Origin of the sequence: Kribbella sandramycini (assembly GCF_013131805.1) — a bacterium.
Classification (GTDB): Bacteria; Actinomycetota; Actinomycetes; order Propionibacteriales; family Kribbellaceae; genus Kribbella; species Kribbella sandramycini.
On sequence record NZ_JABJRC010000001.1, the window covers coordinates 138,894 to 160,063 of the forward strand.

17 protein-coding genes and 1 riboswitch are annotated in these 21,170 nt (G+C 70.6%); of the genes, 5 read left to right on the top strand and 12 right to left on the bottom strand.

The features are described from left to right. Positions 1-8: 8 nt before the first annotated feature. Positions 9-203 carry a DUF3046 domain-containing protein gene (locus HPO96_RS00550; protein ID WP_171670048.1) on the bottom strand — a complete coding sequence of 65 codons (195 nt, stop codon included), beginning with the start codon at positions 201-203 and terminating at the stop codon, positions 9-11. Further along, complete coding sequence (locus tag HPO96_RS00555; RefSeq protein ID WP_238354658.1) at positions 200-1,318, bottom strand: LppM family (lipo)protein; 1,119 nt, start codon at positions 1,316-1,318, stop codon at positions 200-202. Before HPO96_RS00555 ends, HPO96_RS00550 begins: the two co-directional genes overlap by 4 nt. A 115-nt stretch (positions 1,319-1,433) precedes the next feature. On the opposite strand from HPO96_RS00555, the gene HPO96_RS00560 reads away from it, so the two are divergent. The 3 genes from HPO96_RS00560 to HPO96_RS00570 all read left to right on the top strand — a co-directional run bounded on the left by HPO96_RS00560 (position 1,434) and on the right by HPO96_RS00570 (position 7,362). Then, positions 1,434-6,038, top strand: coding sequence for an ATP-dependent helicase (locus tag HPO96_RS00560; RefSeq protein ID WP_171670051.1), 4,605 nt, complete (start codon positions 1,434-1,436; stop codon positions 6,036-6,038). A gap of 1 nt (position 6,039) precedes the next feature. Then, positions 6,040-6,840 carry an Fpg/Nei family DNA glycosylase gene (locus HPO96_RS00565; RefSeq protein ID WP_171670052.1) on the top strand — a complete coding sequence of 267 codons (801 nt, stop codon included), beginning with the start codon at positions 6,040-6,042 and terminating at the stop codon, positions 6,838-6,840. Between the two features lie 84 nt (positions 6,841-6,924). Beyond that, positions 6,925-7,362 carry a DUF4262 domain-containing protein gene (locus HPO96_RS00570; RefSeq protein WP_171670054.1) on the top strand — a complete coding sequence of 146 codons (438 nt, stop codon included), beginning with the start codon at positions 6,925-6,927 and terminating at the stop codon, positions 7,360-7,362. Positions 7,363-7,374: 12 nt separating this feature from the next. Here HPO96_RS00570 and HPO96_RS00575 read toward each other — a convergent pair whose 3' ends face one another. The 4 genes from HPO96_RS00575 to HPO96_RS00590 form a co-directional block, all read right to left on the bottom strand. Next, a complete protein-coding gene (locus tag HPO96_RS00575; RefSeq protein WP_171670055.1) occupies positions 7,375-7,668 on the bottom strand; it encodes a helix-turn-helix domain-containing protein in 294 nt (97 codons plus the stop codon). 163 nt (positions 7,669-7,831) lie between these two features. After that, complete coding sequence (locus HPO96_RS00580; RefSeq protein ID WP_171670057.1) at positions 7,832-8,335, bottom strand: CinA family protein; 504 nt, start codon at positions 8,333-8,335, stop codon at positions 7,832-7,834. Positions 8,336-8,406: 71 nt separating this feature from the next. Next, positions 8,407-9,027 (bottom strand): CDP-diacylglycerol--glycerol-3-phosphate 3-phosphatidyltransferase, encoded by a 621-nt coding sequence (gene pgsA, locus HPO96_RS00585; protein WP_171670059.1) that lies wholly within the window; start codon positions 9,025-9,027, stop codon positions 8,407-8,409. Further along, complete coding sequence (locus HPO96_RS00590) at positions 9,024-10,823, bottom strand: MiaB/RimO family radical SAM methylthiotransferase (RefSeq protein WP_171670060.1); 1,800 nt, start codon at positions 10,821-10,823, stop codon at positions 9,024-9,026. The genes pgsA and HPO96_RS00590 overlap by 4 nt, the downstream gene beginning before the upstream one ends. 283 nt (positions 10,824-11,106) lie before the next feature. On the opposite strand from HPO96_RS00590, the gene HPO96_RS00595 reads away from it, so the two are divergent. Beyond that, entirely contained in the window at positions 11,107-11,955 is an 849-nt protein-coding gene (locus HPO96_RS00595; RefSeq protein ID WP_171670062.1) for an SCO6745 family protein, read from the top strand. A gap of 14 nt (positions 11,956-11,969) precedes the next feature. Here HPO96_RS00595 and HPO96_RS39465 read toward each other — a convergent pair whose 3' ends face one another. From HPO96_RS39465 to HPO96_RS00625, 6 genes are all read right to left on the bottom strand, one after another. Next, entirely contained in the window at positions 11,970-12,716 is a 747-nt protein-coding gene (locus tag HPO96_RS39465; protein ID WP_171670064.1) for a RodZ domain-containing protein, read from the bottom strand. A 123-nt stretch (positions 12,717-12,839) separates the two neighbouring features. Then, positions 12,840-13,406 (bottom strand): hypothetical protein, encoded by a 567-nt coding sequence (locus tag HPO96_RS00605; protein WP_171670066.1) that lies wholly within the window; start codon positions 13,404-13,406, stop codon positions 12,840-12,842. Between the two features lie 2 nt (positions 13,407-13,408). Continuing rightward, on the bottom strand, positions 13,409-16,027 hold the full coding sequence (locus HPO96_RS00610; protein WP_171670067.1) for an FtsK/SpoIIIE family DNA translocase: 2,619 nt from the start codon (positions 16,025-16,027) through the stop codon (positions 13,409-13,411). Between the two features lie 73 nt (positions 16,028-16,100). Then, positions 16,101-16,886: a DUF4184 family protein gene (locus HPO96_RS00615; RefSeq protein WP_171670069.1), complete on the bottom strand. Its 786-nt coding sequence runs from the start codon at positions 16,884-16,886 to the stop codon at positions 16,101-16,103. Between the two features lie 18 nt (positions 16,887-16,904). Beyond that, complete coding sequence (locus HPO96_RS00620) at positions 16,905-18,992, bottom strand: DUF6351 family protein (protein ID WP_202885440.1); 2,088 nt, start codon at positions 18,990-18,992, stop codon at positions 16,905-16,907. Positions 18,993-19,062: 70 nt separating this feature from the next. Further along, entirely contained in the window at positions 19,063-19,581 is a 519-nt protein-coding gene (locus HPO96_RS00625) for a DinB family protein (RefSeq protein ID WP_171670072.1), read from the bottom strand. 93 nt (positions 19,582-19,674) lie between these two features. Beyond that, positions 19,675-19,788, top strand: a riboswitch (SAM riboswitch). Positions 19,789-19,804: 16 nt separating this feature from the next. Here HPO96_RS00625 and HPO96_RS00630 point away from each other — a divergent pair. Beyond that, a complete protein-coding gene (locus HPO96_RS00630; RefSeq protein WP_171670073.1) occupies positions 19,805-21,169 on the top strand; it encodes an aminotransferase class V-fold PLP-dependent enzyme in 1,365 nt (454 codons plus the stop codon). The last annotated feature ends 1 nt before the right edge of the window (position 21,170 follow it).

The window sequence follows — 21,170 nt, forward strand, 5'->3', positions numbered from 1 at the left end:
AGCCTGGCTCAGCGGTCGGCCGGGGGCAGCTGCAGATGCGCCCACACCGCCCGCCAGACGGTCTTCGCGGCCTCACCATCGGCGAGGGCCTCGATGACCGTCCGGCCTTCGAGCTGCTCGACGACCTGGGTCTCGGCCCAGGTCCGTGCGTAGGCGGGACCGAGATGGCGATCCATCCGGTCCCAGAACTCCGTCAGTCTCATGCCTGCCCGTCGTTGTCCCGCGGGGGTTGCGCCCAGCCGCCCTGCTGCGGGCCCGGCTGACCCTGCTGCGGCCCAGGACCGGGCTGCCCTTGCGGGGGCTGCTGACCCTGCTGCGGACCCCAACCGCCCTGCTGCGGCGGCTGCTGCCCGTACGGCCCACCCTGCTGCGGCGGCGGACCCCACTGCCCCGGCTGCGGCTGACCTGGGTACTGCGGCTGACCTGGCTGCGGCTGACCTGGCTGCGGCTGGCCCGGGTACTGCGGCTGACCCGGCTGGCCGCCGTACTGACCCGGCTGCCCCTGCTGCGGATACCCCGGCTGCTGCGGACCAGGAGCGCCGTACTGACCAGGAGCGCCCTGCTGACCAGGAGCGCCGTACTGACCGGGCTGACCCGGCTGACCGCCGTACTGCGGCCCCCACTGCCCCGGCTGCGGCTGGCCCGGATACTGCCCCGGGTACTGGCCGTAGCCCTGCTGCGCCTTCGCCTTCCGGCTGCGGAGGACGAAGAAGGCGGCCGCACCGCCACCCAGCAACAGCAGCACCACGATCAGGATGATCGCCCACGCCGGGAAGCCGCCGCCGGCCGAGGAGGTCAGCGACACGTTGCCCAGCTTGTCCAGGCTGTCGTACGTCGCCGTCCGGCCCTTCACCTGGGCGCCGGAGTCGTGCTCGATGATCTTGCCCGGCATGGTGATCTTGAAATTCACCTGCGGCTGCTGGCCGCCGGTGACCGCCGCGCCGAGATTCGGCGCCTTGAACGAGACGCTGACCTTGCCGTCGGCCTTGCGGAAGCTGATGCCCTCGCCGCTCGAGCTGCTCATCTTGTCGAACGGCACGCTCTCCAGCGTGCACTTCTGGCCGACGTAGCGGTCGTCGTCGAAGGCCGAGCAGCTCACGCCGTCGGCCGTGAGCTGTTTGATACTCGTCTCGATCCGCTGCCGGACGGACTCCACCGACTGGCCGCTGGACTCCAGCAGCTGCTTGTCGATCCCGAGCTCCATCGTGCCCGAAACGGTCTCGTCCGCCCCGACCTTGAGGTCGGTCTCGAACTTCGCGCACCCGGTGAGGGCGATCAGACAGGCCACGACGACGGTCGCGGCACGGACCCGGTTCATCATGTGACGATCATTCCAGACCCCGCCGACAACTCGCGCACCGGAGGCGTCCGGGCACCGCCCGCGACCGGCCGCCGGATCGGCCGTTCGAAAACTGTCGGAGCGGCACGGCAAGATGGTCGGCGTGCAGAAGTCCAGCGCGTTGAGCCGGTTCTCGCCCGCGACCCGGGCGTGGTTCGGCGACGTCTTCGATGCGGCCACCCCGGCCCAGCTCGAGGCGTGGGACGCGATCACCGCGGGCCGGGATGCGCTGGTGGTCGCCCCGACCGGCTCGGGGAAGACGCTGGCGGCTTTCCTCTGGGCGCTCGATCGCCTGGCCACGACGCCGCCGCCGGAGGATCCGAAACTGCGCTGCCGGGTGCTCTACGTGTCGCCGCTGAAGGCGCTCGCGGTCGACGTCGAGCGCAACCTGCGCGCGCCCCTGATCGGCATCCGCGAGACCGCGCGGCGGCTGGGCGAGGCGCCGATCGACGTCGAGGTCGCGGTGCGCTCCGGCGACACCCCGGCGGCGGAGCGGCGGCGATTCGCGACGCGGCCGTCCGACGTGCTGATCACGACGCCGGAGTCGTTGTTCCTGCTGCTCACCTCGCAAGGGCGCGAGTCGCTGCGCGGCGTGGAGACGGTCATCGTCGACGAGGTGCATGCCGTCGCGGGGACGAAACGCGGCGCGCATCTGGCGCTCACGCTGGAGCGGCTCGACACGCTGCTGCCGAAGCCGGCGCAGCGGATCGGCCTGTCGGCGACGGTCCGCCCGGTCGAGGAGGTCGCGCGGTTTCTGGGCGGCGAGCGGCCGGTCACGGTGGTGCAGCCGAAGTTCACCAAGCAGTGGGATCTGAGCGTCGTCGTCCCGGTCGAGGACATGGCCGAGCTCGCGAACACCGAGATCGAGACGTCGGGTTCGGCGGCCGGCCCGCCGCAGCACGCGTCGATCTGGCCGCATGTCGAAGAGCAGGTCTTCGACCTGATCGAGCAGCACCGCTCGACCATCGTCTTCGCGAACTCGCGCCGCCTCGCCGAGCGGCTGACCGCCCGGCTGAACGAGATCGCCGCCGAGCGAGCCGAGCTCGCGCTGCCGGAGGCGGGGTCGCCGGCCCAGGTGATGGCCCAGTCCGGCGCGTCGCTCGCGGCGCCGCCGGTGATCGCGCGTTCGCACCACGGCTCGGTCAGCAAGGAGCAGCGCGCGCTGATCGAGTCGGATCTGAAGTCGGGCCGCATCCCTTGTGTGGTGGCGACGAGCAGCCTCGAGCTCGGTATCGACATGGGCGCGGTCGATCTGGTCGTCCAGGTCGAAGCGCCGCCGTCGGTCGCGAGTGGCCTGCAGCGGGTCGGGCGCGCCGGTCACCAGGTCGGTGCGGTGTCACGCGGCGTCCTGTTCCCGAAGTTCCGCGGCGATCTGGTCGACACGGCGGTCGTCGTCCAGCGGATGCGCGACGGGCTGATCGAGAGCCTGCGCATCCCGGCCAACCCGCTCGATGTGCTGGCGCAGCAGATCGTCTCGATCGTCGCGCTGGATGCGATCGACGTCGACGAGCTGTTCGCGCTGGTCCGCCGCTGTGCTCCGTTCGCGACGCTGCCGCGCTCGGCGTACGACGGCGTTCTCGACATGCTGTCCGGCCGCTACCCGTCCGACGAGTTCGCCGAGCTGCGGCCGCGGATCGTGTTCGACCGGGTGAGTGGCGAGATCACCGGGCGGCCGGGCGCGCAGCGGCTGGCCGTGACCAGCGGCGGGACGATTCCGGATCGCGGGCTGTTCGGCGTCTTCCTGGTCGGCGAGTCGACCAATCACCGGGTCGGCGAGCTCGACGAGGAGATGGTCTACGAATCGCGGGTCGGCGATGTGTTCACGCTCGGCGCGTCCAGCTGGCGGATCGAGGACATCACCCACGATCGCGTGCTGGTCTCCCCCGCTCCCGGCCAGCCGGGGCGGCTGCCGTTCTGGAAGGGCGACGCCGTCGGCCGCCCGGCCGAGCTGGGCGCGGCGACGGGCGCCTTCGTGCGGAAGATGGCTGCGCTGCCCGCGGCCAAGGCGGTCGAGCGGGCGCGCGCCGCCGGTCTCGACGAGTACGCCGCGAACAATCTCGTCGCCTACCTCGCCGAGCAGCGCGAGGCGACCAGCCGCGTGCCGGACGACGTGACCGTCGTGGTCGAGCGCTTCCGCGACGAGCTCGGCGACTGGCGGGTCTGTATCCATTCTCCGTACGGCGGCCAGGTGCACGGCCCGTGGGCCCTGGCGATCGCTGCCCGGCTGCGCGAGCGCTACGGGATGGATGCGCAATCGGTCTCGGGGGACGACGGGATCGTGCTGCGGCTGCCCGAGACCGATGAGGCGCCGCCGGGTGCCGAGCTGGTGCTGTTCGATCCGGCCGAGATCGAGGATGTGGTCACCGCCGAGGTCGGCGGGTCGGCGTTGTTCGCCGCGCGGTTCCGCGAGTGCGCGGCGCGGGCCCTGCTCCTCCCGCGGCGGAATCCGGGCCGGCGGTCGCCGCTGTGGCAGCAGCGGCAGCGATCGGCCCAGTTGCTCAGCGTCGCGAGCAAGTACGGCTCGTTCCCGATCGTGCTGGAGACCCTGCGCGAGGTCCTTCAGGACGTATACGACCTGCCGGCGCTGAAAGATCTGCTGACCGGGATCGGTGAGCGCCGGATCTCTGTGGTCGAGGTCGAGACCGCGGAGGCGTCGCCGTTCGCGAAGTCCCTGCTGTTCGGCTATGTGGGCGCTTTCATGTACGAGGGCGACACTCCTCTGGCCGAGAAACGCGCGGCCGCGCTGGCGCTCGATCAGAGTCTGCTCTCCGAGCTGCTCGGGCGTACGGAACTGCGCGAGCTGCTGGATGCCGAGGTCGTGTTGCGCACCGAGGCCGAGCTGCAACGCCTGGCGGAGGATCGTCGCGCCCGCGATGCCGAAGGTTTGTTCGACGTACTGCGCCTCATCGGCCCGCTGTCCGTGTCGGAGGCGTCGCAGCGCTGTGTCGACGGCTCGGATGCCGAGTCCTGGCTGACGGAGCTGGCCGCCGCGCGGCGCGTCGTCCGGGTGCGGATCGCCGGGGAGCACCGCTGGGCCGTCGTCGAGGATGTGGCGCGGCTGCGCGATGCGCTCGGCGTACCGCTGCCGCCTGGTGTCGCCGAAGCGCATGCGGAGCCGGTCGCCGATCCGCTGGGCGATCTGGTGTCGCGTTACGCGCGGACGCACGGCCCGTTCCGGGCGATCGATCTGGCGACCAACCTGGGGATCGGGGTCGCCGTCGTCAGCGATGCGCTGCGGCGGCTGGGCACTGCGGGGCGGGTCATCGAGGGTGAGTTCCTGCCCGGTGGGATCGCGATGGAGTGGTGCGACAGCGAGGTGCTGCGGCTGCTGCGGCGGCGCTCGCTGGCCGCCCTGCGCAAGGAGGTAGAGCCGGTCGAGCCGACGGCGCTGGCCCGGTTCCTGCCTGCCTGGCAAGGGATCACCAGCAGCCGCGGGCGTGGGTACGACGTCCTGCTCGGCGCGGTCGAGCAGCTGGCCGGGTGCGCCGTACCGGCGTCCGCGCTGGAGTCGATCGTGCTGCCGGCGCGGGTTCCGGGCTATCAGCCGTCGATGCTCGACGAGCTGACCGCGACCGGTGAGGTCGTGTGGGCGGGTTCGGGTTCGCTCCCCGGCACGGACGGCTGGGTGTCGTTGCATCTGGCGGACAACTGCGATCTCACGCTTCCCGATCCGGATCCGGCGTTCGAGCTCAGCGACACGCATCAGGCCGTGCTCGACGCGCTGGCGGGCGGTGGAGCGTTCTTCTTCCGGCAGCTCAGTGATGCGGTGGGCGCGGCGGTCGGCGTCGTGGACGACGAGACCATGGTGACGGTCTTGTGGGACCTGGTCTGGGCGGGGCAGCTGACCAACGACACGCTGACTCCGGTTCGCGCGCTGGTCGGCGGCGGTCGCGGCAGTCATCGCGCTCGGCGTGCGACGCCCCGTGCGCGGCCCGGGCGTCCGGCGCGGCCAGGTCGCCCGGCGATGCCGGCCCGCAGCGGGCCACCGACGACAGGTGGCCGATGGTCGTTGCTCCCGGCCCGCAACGAGGATGCGACGCGCAGGGCGCATGCGGCCGCTGAGACCCTGCTCGATCGCTATGGCATCGTCACGCGTGGTTCGGTGATCACCGAGCGGACGCCGGGCGGGTTCGCGGCCGTCTACAAGGTGTTGAGCGCATTCGAGGAGTCCGGGCGGTGCAGGCGCGGGTACTTCGTCGCCGGGCTGGGGGCCGCGCAGTTCGCGCTGCCGGGCGCCGTCGACAGGCTGCGCGCGCTGGCAGAGTTGCCGTCATTCGGCGCTCCTGCGGCAGCGGGCGGATCGCGGGGGCGGCGCGAGGAGGAGCCGGCCACACGCGCCGTCGTCCTGGCCGCTTCGGATCCGGCCAATCCGTACGGCGCCGCGCTGCCCTGGCCCGAGCGCGACGGCGCGACCGGGCATCGGCCCGGCCGCAAGGCGGGCGCGCTGATCGTCATGGTGGACGGCCGCCTGATCGTCTACGTCGAACGCGGCGGCCGGACGGTGCTGAGCTTCACCGAGGAGGCCGAGCTGCTGCAGCCCGCGGTCGATGCGCTCGCGCTGTCGATCCGGGACGGTCAGCTCGGGAAGCTGAGTGTCGAGACGGCCGATGGCGAGCAGGTCCGGCACACGGCGTTCGGCGACGCGCTGGCGAAGGCCGGGTTCCACGCGACGCCGCGTGGGCTCCGATTGCGGGCCTGAGATGCCGGAGGGAGACACTGTCTGGCGGGCCTGCAAGCGGCTGAATCAGGCGCTTGCCGGGCAGGAGCTGATCCGGACGGACTTCCGGGTGCCGAGTCTGGCCACGACCGATCTGAGCGGCCGGAGCCTGGTCGAAGTGGTTGCCCGCGGCAAACACTTGCTGATGCGGGTCTCCGGTGGGGTGACGGTGCACAGCCATTACCGGATGGATGGGAGCTGGCATCTGTACCGGCCGGGCGAGCGGTGGCGGGGTGGCGCCGAGCATCAGATCCGCGCCGTTCTCGAGACCGCCCAGTGGGTGGCGGTGGGCTATCGGTTACCGGTGCTCGAGCTGGTCGCGACCGACGCGGAGGACAGCGTGGTCGGGCATCTCGGTCCTGATCTGCTGTCACCGGCGTTCGACCAGGAGACCGCCGTCGCGAATCTGCGGTCCGATCCGGGCCGCACGATCAGCGAGGCGCTGCTCGACCAGCGCAACCTTGCCGGGATCGGCAACTTCTACCGCAACGAGGTGTGCTTCCTGCTCGGCCTGCATCCGTGGCTACCGGTCGCGGCGGTCGACATCCCGGCTGCCGTCGAGCTGAGCCGCAAGCTGATGAAGGCCAACGTGCGCAACGCCGCCCAGGTCAGCACCGGCGTCGATCGGCCGGGGCAGCGCTCCTGGGTCTTCGAACGGCCCGGCAAACCCTGCCGCCGGTGCCGCACCACGATCCGGACGGCGATGATCGGCGACCCGCCGCGGGACCGGGTCAGCTACTGGTGCCCGGCCTGTCAGCCGGCCGCCGATCCGCCCGGCAACTGAGCTGTGGACAACCCCGGTCACCCGGCGGAAGACGGATATCTTCTCTGACGTATCGAACATTTGTTCGACCGAGAGGAGAAGCTGATGTGTGACGTGTGCGCGACCCCGCGCCGGGCCTCGCGATCGCTCGAGGACAACCTGCGGACGTACGGCTGGGCGATCCAGTACGTCGACGGCGCCGGTCACCGCGCTCCGGCGTACGCGTTCACCGTCGGGCTGAGCTGTTACGGGCATCCGGAGCTGATCGTGTTCGATCCCGACCCGGCCACGGCGTACCTCAGCCTCAAACCGCTCGCCTGGGCCGTGCTCGAGGGCGCGACCTTCGAGGAGGGCGATGATCTGGCGGCGTTCTTCCCGCCGCCGGACAACGCCGAGCTGCTCACGTTTCCCGACTCGGCGACTCATCTGCACGCCGCGAACGCGCTGTTCCGGGCGCCAGGGCGCCCACCCCTGCCCGCGCTTCAATTGCTGCGGCCGGCCAGATTGCAGCTGCAGCTCCTCCACCCGTTGGCCGGGCGGTAAGCCGTGGACAGGTCAAGCCGCGGAGGCGACGACCTCTGGCTCGATCGTGGCCGGATGTGCCAGGACCAGCGCCTCTTCGCGGGCCAGATCCTCACTCACCTCGGCGAAAACCGTCGACAGCGGCACCTCGAGCGCCATACAGATGGCGGCGAGCAGCTCGCTGGAGGCTTCCTTCTGACCGCGCTCCACCTCGGAGAGGTAGCCGAGACTCACCCGAGCATCAGCGGACACCTCGCGGAGGGTGCGGCCCTGACGCAGCCGCTTACGCCGCAGGACGTCGCCCAGCAGGCCACGAACCAGCACCATGAGGTTTCTCCCTTCCGCCTGTCCGGTCGTCTCTACACGCACGGTAGCTCGACCGTAGGAACCAACGGTACCTGTTGCCGGGTCACTACTCCTCGCAATGTCCACCTTCGGTGCGCCGTGCCAGTCTGCCCTACCTGTCCCCATGGTGGTCTCAACACCCCACTCACTCCACTTCTTCCGCTACAAGTGCCGCTGCGAGCTCCACTGCGGCCTGCACGCTGCTCTCCCGGATCGCCCTGCGGTCACCGCTCAACTGCAGCTTTCGCACCTGCACGGTGGCTGGTCCGGCCGCTGCGACGTACACCGTGCCCGCTTCGACACCGGCCTGCGGGTCCGGGCCGGCCACACCCGTCGTGGCGAGGCCGTAGGTGGCTTCCAGACGCTCTCGGACGCCGGTGGCCAGGGCTGCGGCTGTGTCGGGGTGAACGGGCCCCACGGCGTCCAGAAGGCCCGCGGGCACGCCCGCAAGCTTGGCCTTCAGGTCCGTCGCGTAGACGACCACTCCACCCCGGTACACCGCTGACACCCCCGGTACGTCGGTCAGCGCCGCGCCGACCATCCCACCTGTCAACGACTCAGCAGTCGCCAAGGTCTCGCCTCGAGTTTTCAGCAGTTCAACGAGGCGCTCTACGGCCGTCTGCCCTGCATCCTCACCAGCACTCGCCATGCCCCCATTCCACCGGTTTCGGCGGGCTGAGCGGGTCAGGTGCGCCGGAGTGTCGGCCGGTCCGCCGAGAGCTACTTGCGGGGGTGTTTGGCCGCGGCGCGGAGGCGCAGGGCCCGGCCGACGTAGTCGAGGCCGGTGATCACGGTGACAGCGACAGCGGCCGCCATGATGGCGACTGCGGTCCAGTGCAGGATCGCGACGTCCTGCCAGGGCAGCAGGTAGAGGCTCAGGGCGATCGCCTGGAGGACGGTCTTGAGTTTGCCGCCGTGGCTCGCGGGCATGACGCCGTGGCGAATCACCCAGAAGCGCAGCAGCGTGACGCCCCACTCGCGGACCAGGACGACCACCGTCACCCACCACGGCAGCTCGCCGAGGTACGACAGCCCGATGAACGCGGCGCCGGTGAGCGCCTTGTCGGCGATCGGGTCGGCGATCTTGCCGAAGTTCGTGACCAGGTTCCATCGGCGGGCGAGGTCGCCGTCGAAGCGGTCGGTCACGATCGCCACCAGGAAGGCGGCGGTGGCGAGCAAGCGGGTGCCGTCGTCCTGGCCTCCGTGGCGCACGAGGAGCCACACGAACAACGGGACCAGCACGAGCCGCAGTACCGTCAGCGCGTTGGGCACGTTCCACGCGCTCGGCGCGTGGATGCGCCCGGCGGCGCTCGGAACCGGGTTCGTCGGCGGGTTGGTCACGCGGTCAGGTTAGCGGCCGGACGGTCGCCCTGGGGGGTCACCACCGTGGCGAACTCCGCAATCAGGTCGACGCCGTCGCTCCCGACCACCTTCGCGGACACCAGATCGCCCACCCGAACCCCCGCGGGCAGCCCGATCAGCGTCGTCGATCCGTCCACCTCAGGCCCCTGGTGCGCAGCCCGTCCCTCACCACTCAGCCCCGCGTCCCCGACCGCCAGGTCACCGCCCGCAGCATCCACACCACGCCCGGCGTACGCCCCCGCCTCGGCGTCCTTTCCACCCTCGGCGCTCTGCTCGGCCTCGCCGCCCACGGCACGCTCTCCGGCCTCACTTGCCTCGGTGTCGTCGTGGGCTGCTGGGGTGAGGGATTCGACCAGGACCTCGACGAGGTCGCCGATGCGGGCCTCGGCGCGGGCCGAGGTGAGGTCTTCGGCGAGGCGGGTGACGCGGTCGAGGCGGGCTGCGATGGTGTCCTCGTCGAGTTTGCCGTCGTACGTCTCGGCCTCGGTGCCGTCCTCGTCGGAGTAGCCGAAGACGCCGATGGCGTCCAGGCCGGCGCGGGAGAGGAAGTCGCAGAGGATGTCGACGTCCTCCTCGGTCTCACCGGGGAAGCCGACGATCACGTTGCTGCGGATACCGGCCGTGGGCGCGGACGCGCGGACCTGGGCGATCAGCTCGAGGAAGCGCTCGGCGTCGCCGAAGCGGCGCATCCGGCGCAGGAGCGGGCCGGAGGCGTGCTGGAAGGACAGATCGAAGTACGGGACGACGCCGGGGGTCGAGGTCATCGCGGTGATCAGCGACGGGCGCATCTCGGCGGGCTGCAGGTACGAGACGCGGACCCGGGTGATCCCGGGGACGGCCGCGATCTCGCCGACCAGGGTCTCGAGCAGGCGGAGGTCGCCGAGGTCCTTACCGTAGGAGGTGGAGTTCTCGGAGACCAGGAACAGTTCGCGGACGCCGTTCTCGGCGAGCCAGTGGGCCTCACCCAGGACCTCGGTGGGGCGGCGGGAGATGAACGCGCCGCGGAACATCGGGATCGCGCAGAAGGCGCAGCGCCGGTCGCAGCCGGACGCCAGCTTCAGCGGCGCCATCGGGCCGCCGTCGAGCCGGCGGCGGACCACCCGGGGCCCGCTGGCGGGCGCGGCGGCGAGGTCCGGAGCGTCGATCGTCAGCTCCTCGCGCGCGCCCGACGCCGAAACCATCCGCCCCTTGAACAGCTGGCCCGCCGACTCCAGCGAACCGCCTTCTACCGACGGGCCGGCTCCGGCTGCTGCCGAACTGCCCGCGTCTCCCACAGGTTTCAGGGCGGCGGGGATGTGGTCGCCGTGGCCGGGGATGGCTACCTCGGTGGGGGCGGACTGGCGGGCCGACGGGGAGAGTGGGAGGAGTTTGCGGCGGTCCCGGGGGACGTGCGGCTGGTGTTTGGTGCCCGAGAGGATGGAACGGAGGCGATCGGAGATGTCCGCGTAGTCGTCGAAGCTGAGGACGGCGTCGGTCTCGGGCAGGGCCTCGGCGAGCTGGTCGCCGTAGCGCTCGGCCAGGCAGCCGACGGCGACGACGGCCTGCGTGCGGCCGGACTCCTTGTAGTCGGAGGCGGCGAGCAGGGTGTCGACGGAGTCCTTCTTCGCGGCCTCGACGAAACCGCAGGTGTTCACCACCACGGTGTCCGCGTCGGCGGCGTCCTCGACGAGGCGGAAGCCGCCGGCTTCGAGGCGGCCGGCAAGCTCCTCGGAGTCGACATCGTTGCGGGCACAGCCCAGCGTGACCAGGGCGACGGTGGTGGGTGGCGTAGTCATCACCACGAGTATGACTCGCGGTCCTCCCCCACACCTAACTGCCGGTGACGCCCCACGCAACCGACCGGGCCCGTTCGGTCAACCGGTGGGCGGTGCTCGGGCGGCCAGTGGGCGGGGGGTCGGGCGGTTGGCGAGCCGCTGGTGGGCGGGGGCGGGCGGTTGGTGGGCGGGGGGGTGGGGGTGGGGGAATCTTCGTGAGTTTGGGGTGGGTGTCGAAGGTGGGTGGGGTGGGTCGTAGTTGGGGTGAGACCGGCGCTGGGCCGGGTTGCAATCGGAGGTCGGGATGTCTGGTCGGAGGCTGGCGGTCGTGGGGCGCGAGCTGTGCGCGATGCTCGAGGCGGTTCACCTTGTCACTTATATGTCTGAGGAGCCGGTGGAGGAGTTCGAGAAGTTGGGGTGGGCTGGGCATTGGCCTGGGTACTTTGCCTCTCGGTCGGCGCCCCTCGGGAAGGTGCCGGCGGCCGTTGTGGACGCGTTGTTTTACAACTTCGCGCCTGGTGAGGTGGCGGCGTACATCCCGGGCGTGTGGGAGATTGCGACTCCTGAGCAGGCGCTGGCTGCGCGGGAGGCTGGGAGTGTGCGGGCGCTGCGGCGGATTTTGGGCAAGTTGGCGGACAGCCCGGCCGTGGAGCGGGCGGCTGAGCTCGCGACGCGGGCTGCGTTTGCCGCGCCGTCGGAGCGGCGCATCTTGTACGCGGCGCTTCGGACGCTTCCGGTTCCGGAGGAGCCGTTGGCGCGGTTGTGGCACGCCTCGACGCTGCTTCGTGAGCATCGCGGGGACGGGCACTACGCGGCGCTCGTGACGGCGGGGGTCGGTGGGCAGGAGTGTCACGTGCTGGAGGCGCTGTGGCTGGGGATGCCTGCGCGGGAGTACGGCCGGTTGTACCCGTTGAGCGATGACGAGTTGGCCGCTGTGGTGGAGGGGATGCGAGGTCGCGGGCTCGTCGGTGCGGATGGGTGGCTGACAGCCGCCGGGCGCGAGACCAAGGAGCGGGTCGAGGAGATCACGGATGCGCTGGCTGCCCCGGCGTACGCGGCTCTCAGCCAGCATGAGCTGGAACAGCTGGCCGCCGACCTCGCACCACTCGTCGACCGCATCAAATCCGTCGGGTACGAACGCCCCGCCGCCTGACCGGAAAGGAAGAACTACTTCTTGGTGAGGGTGCCGTTGGGGTGGGCCACGGATTTGTAGAGCTTGGTGATGACGGGTTTGCCGTTGATGGTGAGGGTCAGGTTGGCGGGGATACCGGCGGAGATGCGGATGTCGCCCACGGCGGTGACGGTTTGGGTGGAGCCGGGGCCCAGGAGGCCCTGGAAGAGGCGTTTGCCCTTCTTGTCGCGGAGGGTGACGTAGGAGCCGTCGTTCTTCGCGGTGAGGGTGAGTTTGGTCTGGGTGGGGACCGCGGGGGGTGTGGTGACCTTCGCGGCGGGTTTGCTGGGTTTGGGCTTGGGGGTGGTCTTCGGGGGCTGCGTGGTCACCGTCGCGGTGGCCGTGGTCTTGGCGGCGCTGGCCTCGACGTCGCTGGGGAGCGTGAAGAGGCGGACCATGCCCCAGCCCATCAGGCCGACCAGGATCGCGCCGAGGACGACGGCCCAGCGCGGGCGGGCCGGGTGCAGCGTCGGGCCCTTGACGGCCGCGCGCTCCTCGCGGCGCGACTCCTCGGCCGCGTGCTCGGCGTCGAAGGCGGCCAGCAGCGGCGCGGGGTCGGCCTTGACCACGCGGGCGATCGAGCGGATGTGTCCACGGGCGTAGAAGTTCCCGCCGCAGCGGGAGAAATCGTCGGCCTCCATGGCGAGGAGCAGCCCGGACCTGATCCGGGTCGCGGCACTCAGCTGCTCGATCGTCATGTCGGCCCGTTCGCGGGCCGCCGTGAGCTCGCTACCGATGCTCACGTGGTCACCGTCCTCTCCATCGCCCGATCTGGTGGGCTGTCGGCATCGTCATCAGGGAAGCTGCCGGCAGCCGGACCGCCGACATCAAGTCAACGGTCGTGGTCCGATGGGGTCACGGACAAGTCAGAGTTGCTCGCGCACCGGACATCTGGCGTCCGCGAGCATGTGCAATGCCTGTACCACTTCCCCGTTCGACGGCCGTGCCGTCAACCCGAACGGTATCGCGAGCGAGGAGCCGGTCAGCCGCCGGTTGGCATCTGTGGTCTTGCGTGTCGAGGCCGGCATCGCGCCGAGCGTGGGCCCAGGGTCCAGCAGATGGACGGCGATCCGCCCGTCGTCGAGCGGGTGACGGCGCTTCAGCACCGTCACCTCCTCGATGTCGTGCCAGCGGGTGCCGATCCATTCGTTGCCGATCCGCAACCGGATGCCGACGTCGTCGGCGACCAGCATGTCGCCGACCGTCAGCGCGCGGGCGCAGACGATCGCGAGGACGGCGAACGCCGCCGCGACGAACCAGCGCAGGATGCCGGTCGGGCTGCCGGAGCCCGACGCGGCGAACCCGACGGCGACCAGACCGGCGCCGAAGGCGAGGCCGCCGTGCACCTTCTGGGACGCGCGGACCGTGAACGGCACCGGTCCGTCGTCGAGGTCGAGATGGTGTTCGCGGGGCAGGGCGCTCGCTTCGGTCACGATCACTCTCCTCGGAGGGTGGTGATGAAGTCTTCCAGGTCGTCCGGTTTGACCAGGACGTCACGGGCCTTGGACCCCTCGCTGGGGCCGACGACGCCCCGGCTCTCGAGGATGTCCATCAACCGGCCGGCCTTGGCGAAGCCGACCCGGAGTTTGCGTTGCAGCATCGACGTCGAGCCGAACTGGGTGGAGACGATCAGCTCGGCCGCCTGGACCACGAGGTCCATGTCGTCGCCGATCTCGTCGTCCAGCTCCTTGCTCGGGCCGGCGACCGCGGTGACGTCCTCGCGGTACGTCGGCTCCAGCTGCGCCTTGGTGTGCTCGACGACCGCGCGGATCTCGGACTCCGTGACCCAGGAGCCCTGGATGCGCATCGGTTTGCTCGCGCCCATCGGCAGGAACAGACCGTCGCCCTGGCCGACCAGCTTCTCCGCGCCGGGCTGGTCCAGGATGACGCGGCTGTCGGCCAGCGACGAGGTCGCGAACGCGAGCCGGGACGGCACGTTGGCCTTGATCAGACCGGTGACGACGTCCACCGACGGGCGCTGAGTGGCCAGCACCAGGTGGATACCGGCGGCCCGGGCGAGCTGGGTGATCCGGACGATCGAGTCCTCGACGTCGCGCGGGGCGACCATCATCAGGTCGGCCAGCTCGTCGACGATCACCAGCAGATACGGGTACGGCGTCAGGACGCGCTCGGAGCCCGGCGGCGGCTTCACCTTGCCGCCGCGGACCGCCTTGTTGAAGTCGTCCACGTGGCGGAAGCCGAACGCCGCGAGGTCGTCGTACCGCATGTCCATCTCGCGGACGACCCATTGCAGGGCCTCGGCGGCCTTCTTGGCGTTGGTGATGATCGGGGTGATCAGGTGCGGGATGCCCTCGTAGTTGTTCAGCTCGACCCGCTTGGGGTCGACGAGGATCATCCGGACCTCGTCCGGCGTGGCCCGCATCAGGACCGAGGTGATCAGCGAGTTCACGAACGAGGACTTACCGGAGCCGGTCGCGCCGGCGACCAGCAGGTGCGGCATCTTGGCCATGTTCGCGACCACGAAACCGCCCTCGACGTCCTTGCCGAGCCCGGCCACCATCGGGTGGTGGTCGTTGCGCGCGGTGGCCGAGCGGATCACGTCGCCGAGGCTGACGATCTCCTTGTCGGTGTTCGGGATCTCGATCCCGATCGCGGACTTGCCCGGGATCGGGGACAGGATCCGGACGTCGGCCGACGCGACGGCGTACGCGATGTTCTTCGACAGCGCGGTGACCTTCTCGACCTTGACCGCCGAGCCGAGCTCGACCTCGTAGCGAGTCACTGTCGGGCCGCGGGTGTAGCCGGTGACCTGCGCGTCGATGCCGAACTGGTCGAAGACCTCGGTGAGCCGGTCGACGACCTGGTCGGACGCCTTCGTGCGGGCCTTGTGCACCGAGCCGGGCTTCAGGATCTGCCCGTCGGGCAGCGTGTAGGTGATGTCGCCGGAGAGGCTCAGCTGCTCGACGCGCTGCGGCAGCGGCGTGTGCTGCGGGGGCTCCGGCGGCGGCTCGGCCACCTTGAAGGCGGGCTTGGGCTCGGCCGGAACGGGAGCGCCGGCCGCCGCGACGTCCGCGTCGATGTCGTACGCGTCCTCCTCGGGCGGGGCCGCCTTGGCCTTGCGGCCGCGTTTGGAGATCTCGCGGCCTTCGAGCACCGGCGAGTCGTACGGCTTGTCGGTCGGCTCGCCGTCCTCTTCGAGGGCGGCCTTCGCGCGCCGCTCCTTGCGGGTCAGGCGGACGGTGTCGTCGGTCGGCTCAGCGACCACGGACGGCGCGTCCGCCGGCAGCTCGGTACGGCCCATCAGGACGTCGAACGCCGCGCGCACCCGGAGCGGGATCGCGTAGATCGCCGTCCCGGTGATGATCAGCAGGCCGAAGATACCCATCAGCACGAGCAGCGGCGCCGCGACGTACTGCGTCAGCAGGTCGGACAGGACCGCAGAGACGACGTACCCGATTGCGCCGCCGGCGTCGCTCAGCGGCGCGTCGGCCGGGTTGCTGGGGCGGGGCAGGCCGTTGGCGATGTGCACCAGGCCGAGGACGCCGAAGCCCAGCAGCGTCCAGCCGATCGCCTGCCGCCCGGCCGGGCCGTTGTGGTCGGGGTGGCGGAGCGTGCGGATCGCCATCATCAGCAGCAGGACCGGGACGGCCCAGCCGATCATGCCGACGCTCTCGCCGATCACAGTGCGGACGCCGTTGCCGACCGCGCTGGGCAGCTGCCACCAGATCGACGCGGCGACCACGATCGCCAGCCCGATCAGGAACAGGCCGGCGCCGTCGCGGCGGTGCTCGGGCTCGAGGTCGCGGGCGCCGTTGCCGATCCCGCGGACCAGTTTTCCGAGCAGATGCGCGATCCCGATCCAGAGCTTGACGATGCCCCGGCCGATCGCGAGCATGGCGGCCGCGAAGGGCCCTGGACCGCTGTTCCGGGGCGTGCTGGTCCGCGCGGCGGTCGAGCCACCGCGTTTCGCGCTCTGCCCACGCTTCTGCGCGGCTGACGGACGGGAGCGTCCACCAGCAGCCGAACGAGCCGTACTCGGCCGTTTGGCTGCCGACTTCTGCGCCCGCGCCGGGGAAGACGTGCGGGTCGCCATATCCAACAGGCTACCTCCAACACCACTCAAGTCCCACGTGTCACACGCCGATCACGCTGCCCCTTCCGTAGCGTCACGGCACCTGAGCCCCTCCACTCCGGATTCGCCGCATCCGCACCGCGTGCCAGAGGACGACGTACGAGCCGAGGACGGCTGCGCAGCCCGAGGCGGCGCCGGTCAGCACCAGCCGCGCCGCGGCCTCCCCCACGAGCTCGCCCTGCGCACGCCACACGCGAGCCACCGCCGTAACCGTCCCGACCAGCAGAAAAGCGGCCAGGACGGCGTACGTCACCCAGGGCCGCACATGGTCGGCCGAGACCACGACGCGCGGCGGCGTCCGCCGGAACCAGCGGTAGAGCCAGACCGTCAGGACGAGGCAGCCACCGACCGTGCTGACGTACTGCAGGACGCGATTGACGTCCCAGTCTGCCGTCACGTTCGCAGTGAAGAAGGACCAGTTGTGGCGGACGAAATACCCCTTGTAGTGCGTGAAGGAGTCCCACAGCACGTGGGTGAACGCGCCGATGACCGCCGATACGACACTCCAGCCGAGCACCGGCAGGGTGGGCAACCGGAAGGGTTCGGTTGGTGAAGGCAACCGAGCAGCGAGCGACGCGGGCGCGAGTGCGAGCAGTGGCCGCTTGACCACCAAGGTGAAACCCGCCAGCAGCACCAACGCGAGCAACGGATCGAGCCAGAGCACCGAAAGGAACTCATGGGTGTGGTCCGGCGCGAGCGCATCGTTGGGCAGCAGGTAGACGGCATCCGGAGCCACCGCTCCAGCGACGAGAGCCGACGGCACGAACGGACGGCGCATCAGCGGTAGTACTGCTGCGGCATGTGCGAGCGGAAACGGCACGCCGAGCAGGCTAGACGGTCAGAAGGTCGGCCAAGGGTCGCCCGGACCCTGCTGACCGACGCCGGGCACCTGCCAGTCACAGACGCCGCTCGGGAAGGTCTGCCGCAACGCAGCCCACTGCGCGGGAGTAAAGCGGACGTCGTACGCCGCCGGCGACAGCGGCCGCAGCGTGCACTTGATGATGTCGTTGGCAACGGATGCACCCGCCACCTGCCGTGGCGACGGCCAGACGGGGTAGAGCGAGTTGCAGCGAGTCGTACCGATTCCGTTGACCTGCCGCTCGACGAACTTCTCGCCTTGCGGGCTCCAACAGGCATCGGTGAGGGACGCCGGCCGATTCCGGACCACGCGGTCGTGCAGCGAGCCCTGTCCGCCGTCGGCGTCGACGTCGTCCATCCACTTGTCCAGCGCGCTCAACGCGGACTTCAGCACCGGGTTCCCGGTACTGAAACCACCGGTCGCGTTTCCGGACTGTACGAGCATCACATGGTTGCTGGAGTCACCGTTCGCTCGCCGCAGCCGCTCCCGCAGCGAGAACGAGTGGAAGGCGAGGTGGATGTCGCCGTTCGGCAGCTCATCGGTGTACTGGCGGTAGTCGACGATCGGCGTACCGCTCAGCCCTCCGCTACCGCTGACCAGCTGGCCGGTCCGGTACGCCGTGTCGATGGCCGACGGATCGGCGACCGTCCGGCCCGGTACGAAGCCGGCGTCCTTGCCGAAGCCGCCGATCTTGCGGTTCAGCTCGACGAACTGCGCGGCGGTGATCTTGCCGGCGTTCAGCGCGGCCAAGCCGTACTGGACGCCGACGTTGTCCAGCGGACGCCGGGTAGCGCCGGCGTGCGGACCCCAGATGTTCACCTGGTGCGAGTAGACGTCGCAGCGCGCACCGCGCGGGTTCCGCACCGGGTCGTAGCGCTGCGCAACCGGAAGTTGCTCAGGGCAATAAACTCGCGGGTCGATGCGCCGGCCGGCGCCGGCCAGGTTCGCGATCGTCTGCACCCGGCCGAACCCGGTGGCGGCGCGGATCGCGGCATCCGTCCAGCCGGTGGCGGACTTGAAGTAGTGATCGAGCAGCAGCGCGTCGGTGATCGTGTGCAGTGTCGCGAAGCCGACCTCGGGGAACACGCAGGCAGCGATCACGCCGTCCAGCAGGCCCGGGTAGTTCTCGGCGATCTGGAAGACCTGGTACGACCCGCCGGAGCACCCCCAGCCGATGGTCTGCCGCGGGACGCCGATCGTCTCGACGATGTGCTCGCGCGTCATCGCCATCGTCTCCGCGGCCAGGACGCCGTTGCAGTTCGTCCCGAACACGTTCAGGCTCGACGAGGCGACGGCGTACCCGCGGCCGAGCATGATGTCGTCGCCGACGCCGCCGGTCTTGCTGCCCTGCTGGTACCAGCCACCGGGGCAGCCGCCGCCGAAGGTGTAGATCAGGCGGCCGTTCCACCCGCTCGGCGCCCGCTCCGGCGTCGGCGCGCCGGCCTCCGGGTCGTGCAGGACGGCGAACTCGTAGACGGACCGGTTGATCACACCGGTCTCGACCCGGACGATGTACGGCACGCGCCGCCCGTCGGACGTCGTCGTACTCGCCAGGTCCGCGGGCCGGTTGGCGGGCAGCACCTTCAGCGACCGGTCCTTCTTGGAGCGGTACAGATAGTCGATCCGCGTCCGCACCGAGCAGTTGTTCCCGGTCGGCGGCCCGAGCTGCACCTTGGCCAGCGTGCGGAACGCCGCCGTCCCGCAGATGAACGGCATCTCATGCTTCCCGGACAGCATCGGGCCGGACCGCGGATAGTTGGTGACCGCGAGCCGGGCCTCGGCTGCGGCCAGTAGGTTGCGGCCGATCCGCAGGCCGCTGACGAACCCGACCAGCCGCTCCCCCGTCCCGCTGAAGGCGTCGGAGACGTCGCGATCGTTCAGCCGGACCTCGAGGTTGGCCAGGTTCTGACCGGTGATGCCGATCAGCACGTCGCCGTCGCTGACCAGCTCCGCGCGCGGCGACGAGAGCACCTCGATCCGGACGCCGTACGCCGCACTCGCGGGCGCCGCGAGCAACGCGGCGCACACCGCGAGCACGAGCGTGACGAGGGCGGCCGGACGCAACATGCCGCGAGTTGACCACAGCAACCGGTCCATCGGAAGGCTTGTTACCAGATCGAGCGAACTGCTTGATCTGTCAGGCGCCAGTGCTGCCGTCCAGTTGCTCGCGGACCAGGTCGGCATGTCCGCAGTGCCGCGCATACTCCCCGATCAGATGGATGTAGATCATCCGCAGCGTCGACTCCGTCCCGCCGAACGCGAATCGCTCGTCGAGCGACCGCCCGGCCGCCGCCTCGTCGGACAGCCGCCACTCGGCGATCAGCCCCTCGTACGCCGCCTGTGCGTCAGCCGGGTCGATCAGCTCGAAGTCCGCATCCTTGCCGAGCTCGGGCGCGAACAGCGGCTCGGCGGGATCGCCGGGGGCGAAGTGGATCCGGAACCAGATCCGCTCGACCTTGGTGAGATGCCGGATCAGGCCGAGCAGCGACAGGTTGGACGGCGGCGATGGGCGGGCGGCGAGCTGCTCGGCCGTCAGACCGGCGCACTTGACCAGCAGCGTCGCACGGTAGAAGGACAGGTAGCCTTGCAGCAGCTCGCGTTCCGGCGCGGTCAGCGAGCCGCCCGGGCGCGCGACATCCGGGGCTTTCCAGGTCATGTTTCCTCGCTTCGTCTCACGATGTAATCGTACATCTCACTGGGCGAGATTGGGGTTGGCATCCCCGTGGCCGGTTCGTTACCGTTCTCGGCAGGTCATGAGTGTCAGCGTCAAGCCCCGGCTCGCTGACCGGCAACCCTCCTCCGCGGTGGGGTGCCCCGGGTGAAGACCAGGCCGTGCGGATACCCCGTTCGGCAAGTGCGGACTTCCCGGGAGCGAAGCCATGTCGATCCTCTCCATCCTCGAGCCGGCCGCCGCGACGAGCGCTCGCCCGACGGTCACCCGGCTCGTCACCGGCACCATCCCCGCCACCGTCGGCTCGGCCCTGCTGGTCCCGCTGGCCGACGGTCGCGTCACGGACTACGCGAACTTCGACCACGGCGCCAGCGCACCGTGTCTGGAGTCGGTGCGAGCCAGCGTCGAGGCAGCCCTGCCGTCGTACGCGTCGGTGCACCGCGGCAACGGCTATGCCTCCCGCATCACCACCCAGTGGTATGAGCGGGCGCGCGCCGAGGTGCACAGCTTCGTCGGCGCCCGTGCGGACGACCAGGTGATCTTCACCCGGCAGACCACCGACGCGCTGAACCTGCTGGCGCACGCCGTCCCGGCCGACGCGACCGTGGTCGTGTTCGAGTCCGAGCACCACGCTGCGCTGCTGCCGTGGGCGGAGGAGCGCACCGTGCGGCTGCCCGCCCCTGCCTCCGCCGCCGAAGCTGTGACGGCGGTCGCTGACGCGCTGCGCGCAGCTCCGGAGGGTCCGCGGCTGCTGGTCGTCACCGGCGCTTCCAACGTGACTGGCGAGATCTTCCCCATCGCCGAGCTGGCCGCGGTCGCCAAGGCGCACGGCGCGCGCATCTGTCTGGATGCCGCGCAGCTCGCGCCGCACCGGCCGGTCGACATCGCCGCGCTGGACGTCGACTGGGTCGCCTTGTCCGGCCACAAGCTCTACGCGCCCTACGGCGCCGGAGCCCTGATCGGCCGCGCCGACTGGCTCAACGCCGCCGACCCGTACCTGTACGGCGGCGGCGCGACCACCTCGGTCAGCGGTGACGGCGTCGTCTGGGCGAACGGCCCGGCCCGGCATGAGGGCGGCTCCCCCAACGTCATCGGCGCCATCGCGCTCGCTTCGGCGTGCGCCACGATCAGCCGGCACCGGGAGGCCATCGAGCAGCACGAGCGCAGCCTGCTCGCCCGGCTCCGCACTGGGCTGGCGCAGATCGCCGGTGTGACGACGTACTCGATCTTCGGCGCCGAGGCCGACCGGGTCGGCACCGTCTGCTTCACGCTGGACGGGCTGAGCTCGACGCTGGTGTCCGCCGCGCTGAGCGCGGAGTACGGCATCGGCGTCCGGGACGGCAAGTTCTGCGCGCATCCGCTGGTCGGCCACCTCCTCGCGGAGGCGCCGGAGCACGGCACCGCAGTCCGCGCCAGCCTCGGCCTGGGGACGACGCGTGAGCACGTGGACCGCCTGGTGAACGCCGTCCGCACACTGGCCGCCAACGGGTTGCGCGCGGAGTACGAGGACACCGACCACGGCTGTCAGCCGATCGAAGACCCTCGCGACCTCCACGCGCCCCGCATCTGGTGAA

Bases quoted from the DNA above. Each gene is read 5' to 3' on its own strand.
- HPO96_RS00550 (WP_171670048.1), bottom strand. From the start codon at position 203: ATGAGACTGACGGAGTTCTGGGACCGGATGGATCGCCATCTCGGTCCC.
- HPO96_RS00565 (WP_171670052.1), top strand. From the start codon at position 6,040: ATGCCGGAGGGAGACACTGTCTGGCGGGCCTGCAAGCGGCTGAATCAG.
- HPO96_RS00570 (WP_171670054.1), top strand. From the start codon at position 6,925: ATGTGTGACGTGTGCGCGACCCCGCGCCGGGCCTCGCGATCGCTCGAG.
- HPO96_RS00625 (WP_171670072.1), bottom strand. From the start codon at position 19,581: ATGACCTGGAAAGCCCCGGATGTCGCGCGCCCGGGCGGCTCGCTGACC.
- HPO96_RS00575 (WP_171670055.1), bottom strand. From the start codon at position 7,668: ATGGTGCTGGTTCGTGGCCTGCTGGGCGACGTCCTGCGGCGTAAGCGG.
- HPO96_RS00620 (WP_202885440.1), bottom strand. From the start codon at position 18,992: ATGTTGCGTCCGGCCGCCCTCGTCACGCTCGTGCTCGCGGTGTGCGCC.
- HPO96_RS00610 (WP_171670067.1), bottom strand. From the start codon at position 16,027: ATGGCGACCCGCACGTCTTCCCCGGCGCGGGCGCAGAAGTCGGCAGCC.
- HPO96_RS00560 (WP_171670051.1), top strand. From the start codon at position 1,434: ATGGTCGGCGTGCAGAAGTCCAGCGCGTTGAGCCGGTTCTCGCCCGCG.
- HPO96_RS00555 (WP_238354658.1), bottom strand. From the start codon at position 1,318: ATGAACCGGGTCCGTGCCGCGACCGTCGTCGTGGCCTGTCTGATCGCC.
- HPO96_RS00630 (WP_171670073.1), top strand. From the start codon at position 19,805: ATGTCGATCCTCTCCATCCTCGAGCCGGCCGCCGCGACGAGCGCTCGC.
- HPO96_RS00595 (WP_171670062.1), top strand. From the start codon at position 11,107: ATGTCTGGTCGGAGGCTGGCGGTCGTGGGGCGCGAGCTGTGCGCGATG.
- HPO96_RS00590 (WP_171670060.1), bottom strand. From the start codon at position 10,823: ATGACTACGCCACCCACCACCGTCGCCCTGGTCACGCTGGGCTGTGCC.
- HPO96_RS00580 (WP_171670057.1), bottom strand. From the start codon at position 8,335: ATGGCGAGTGCTGGTGAGGATGCAGGGCAGACGGCCGTAGAGCGCCTC.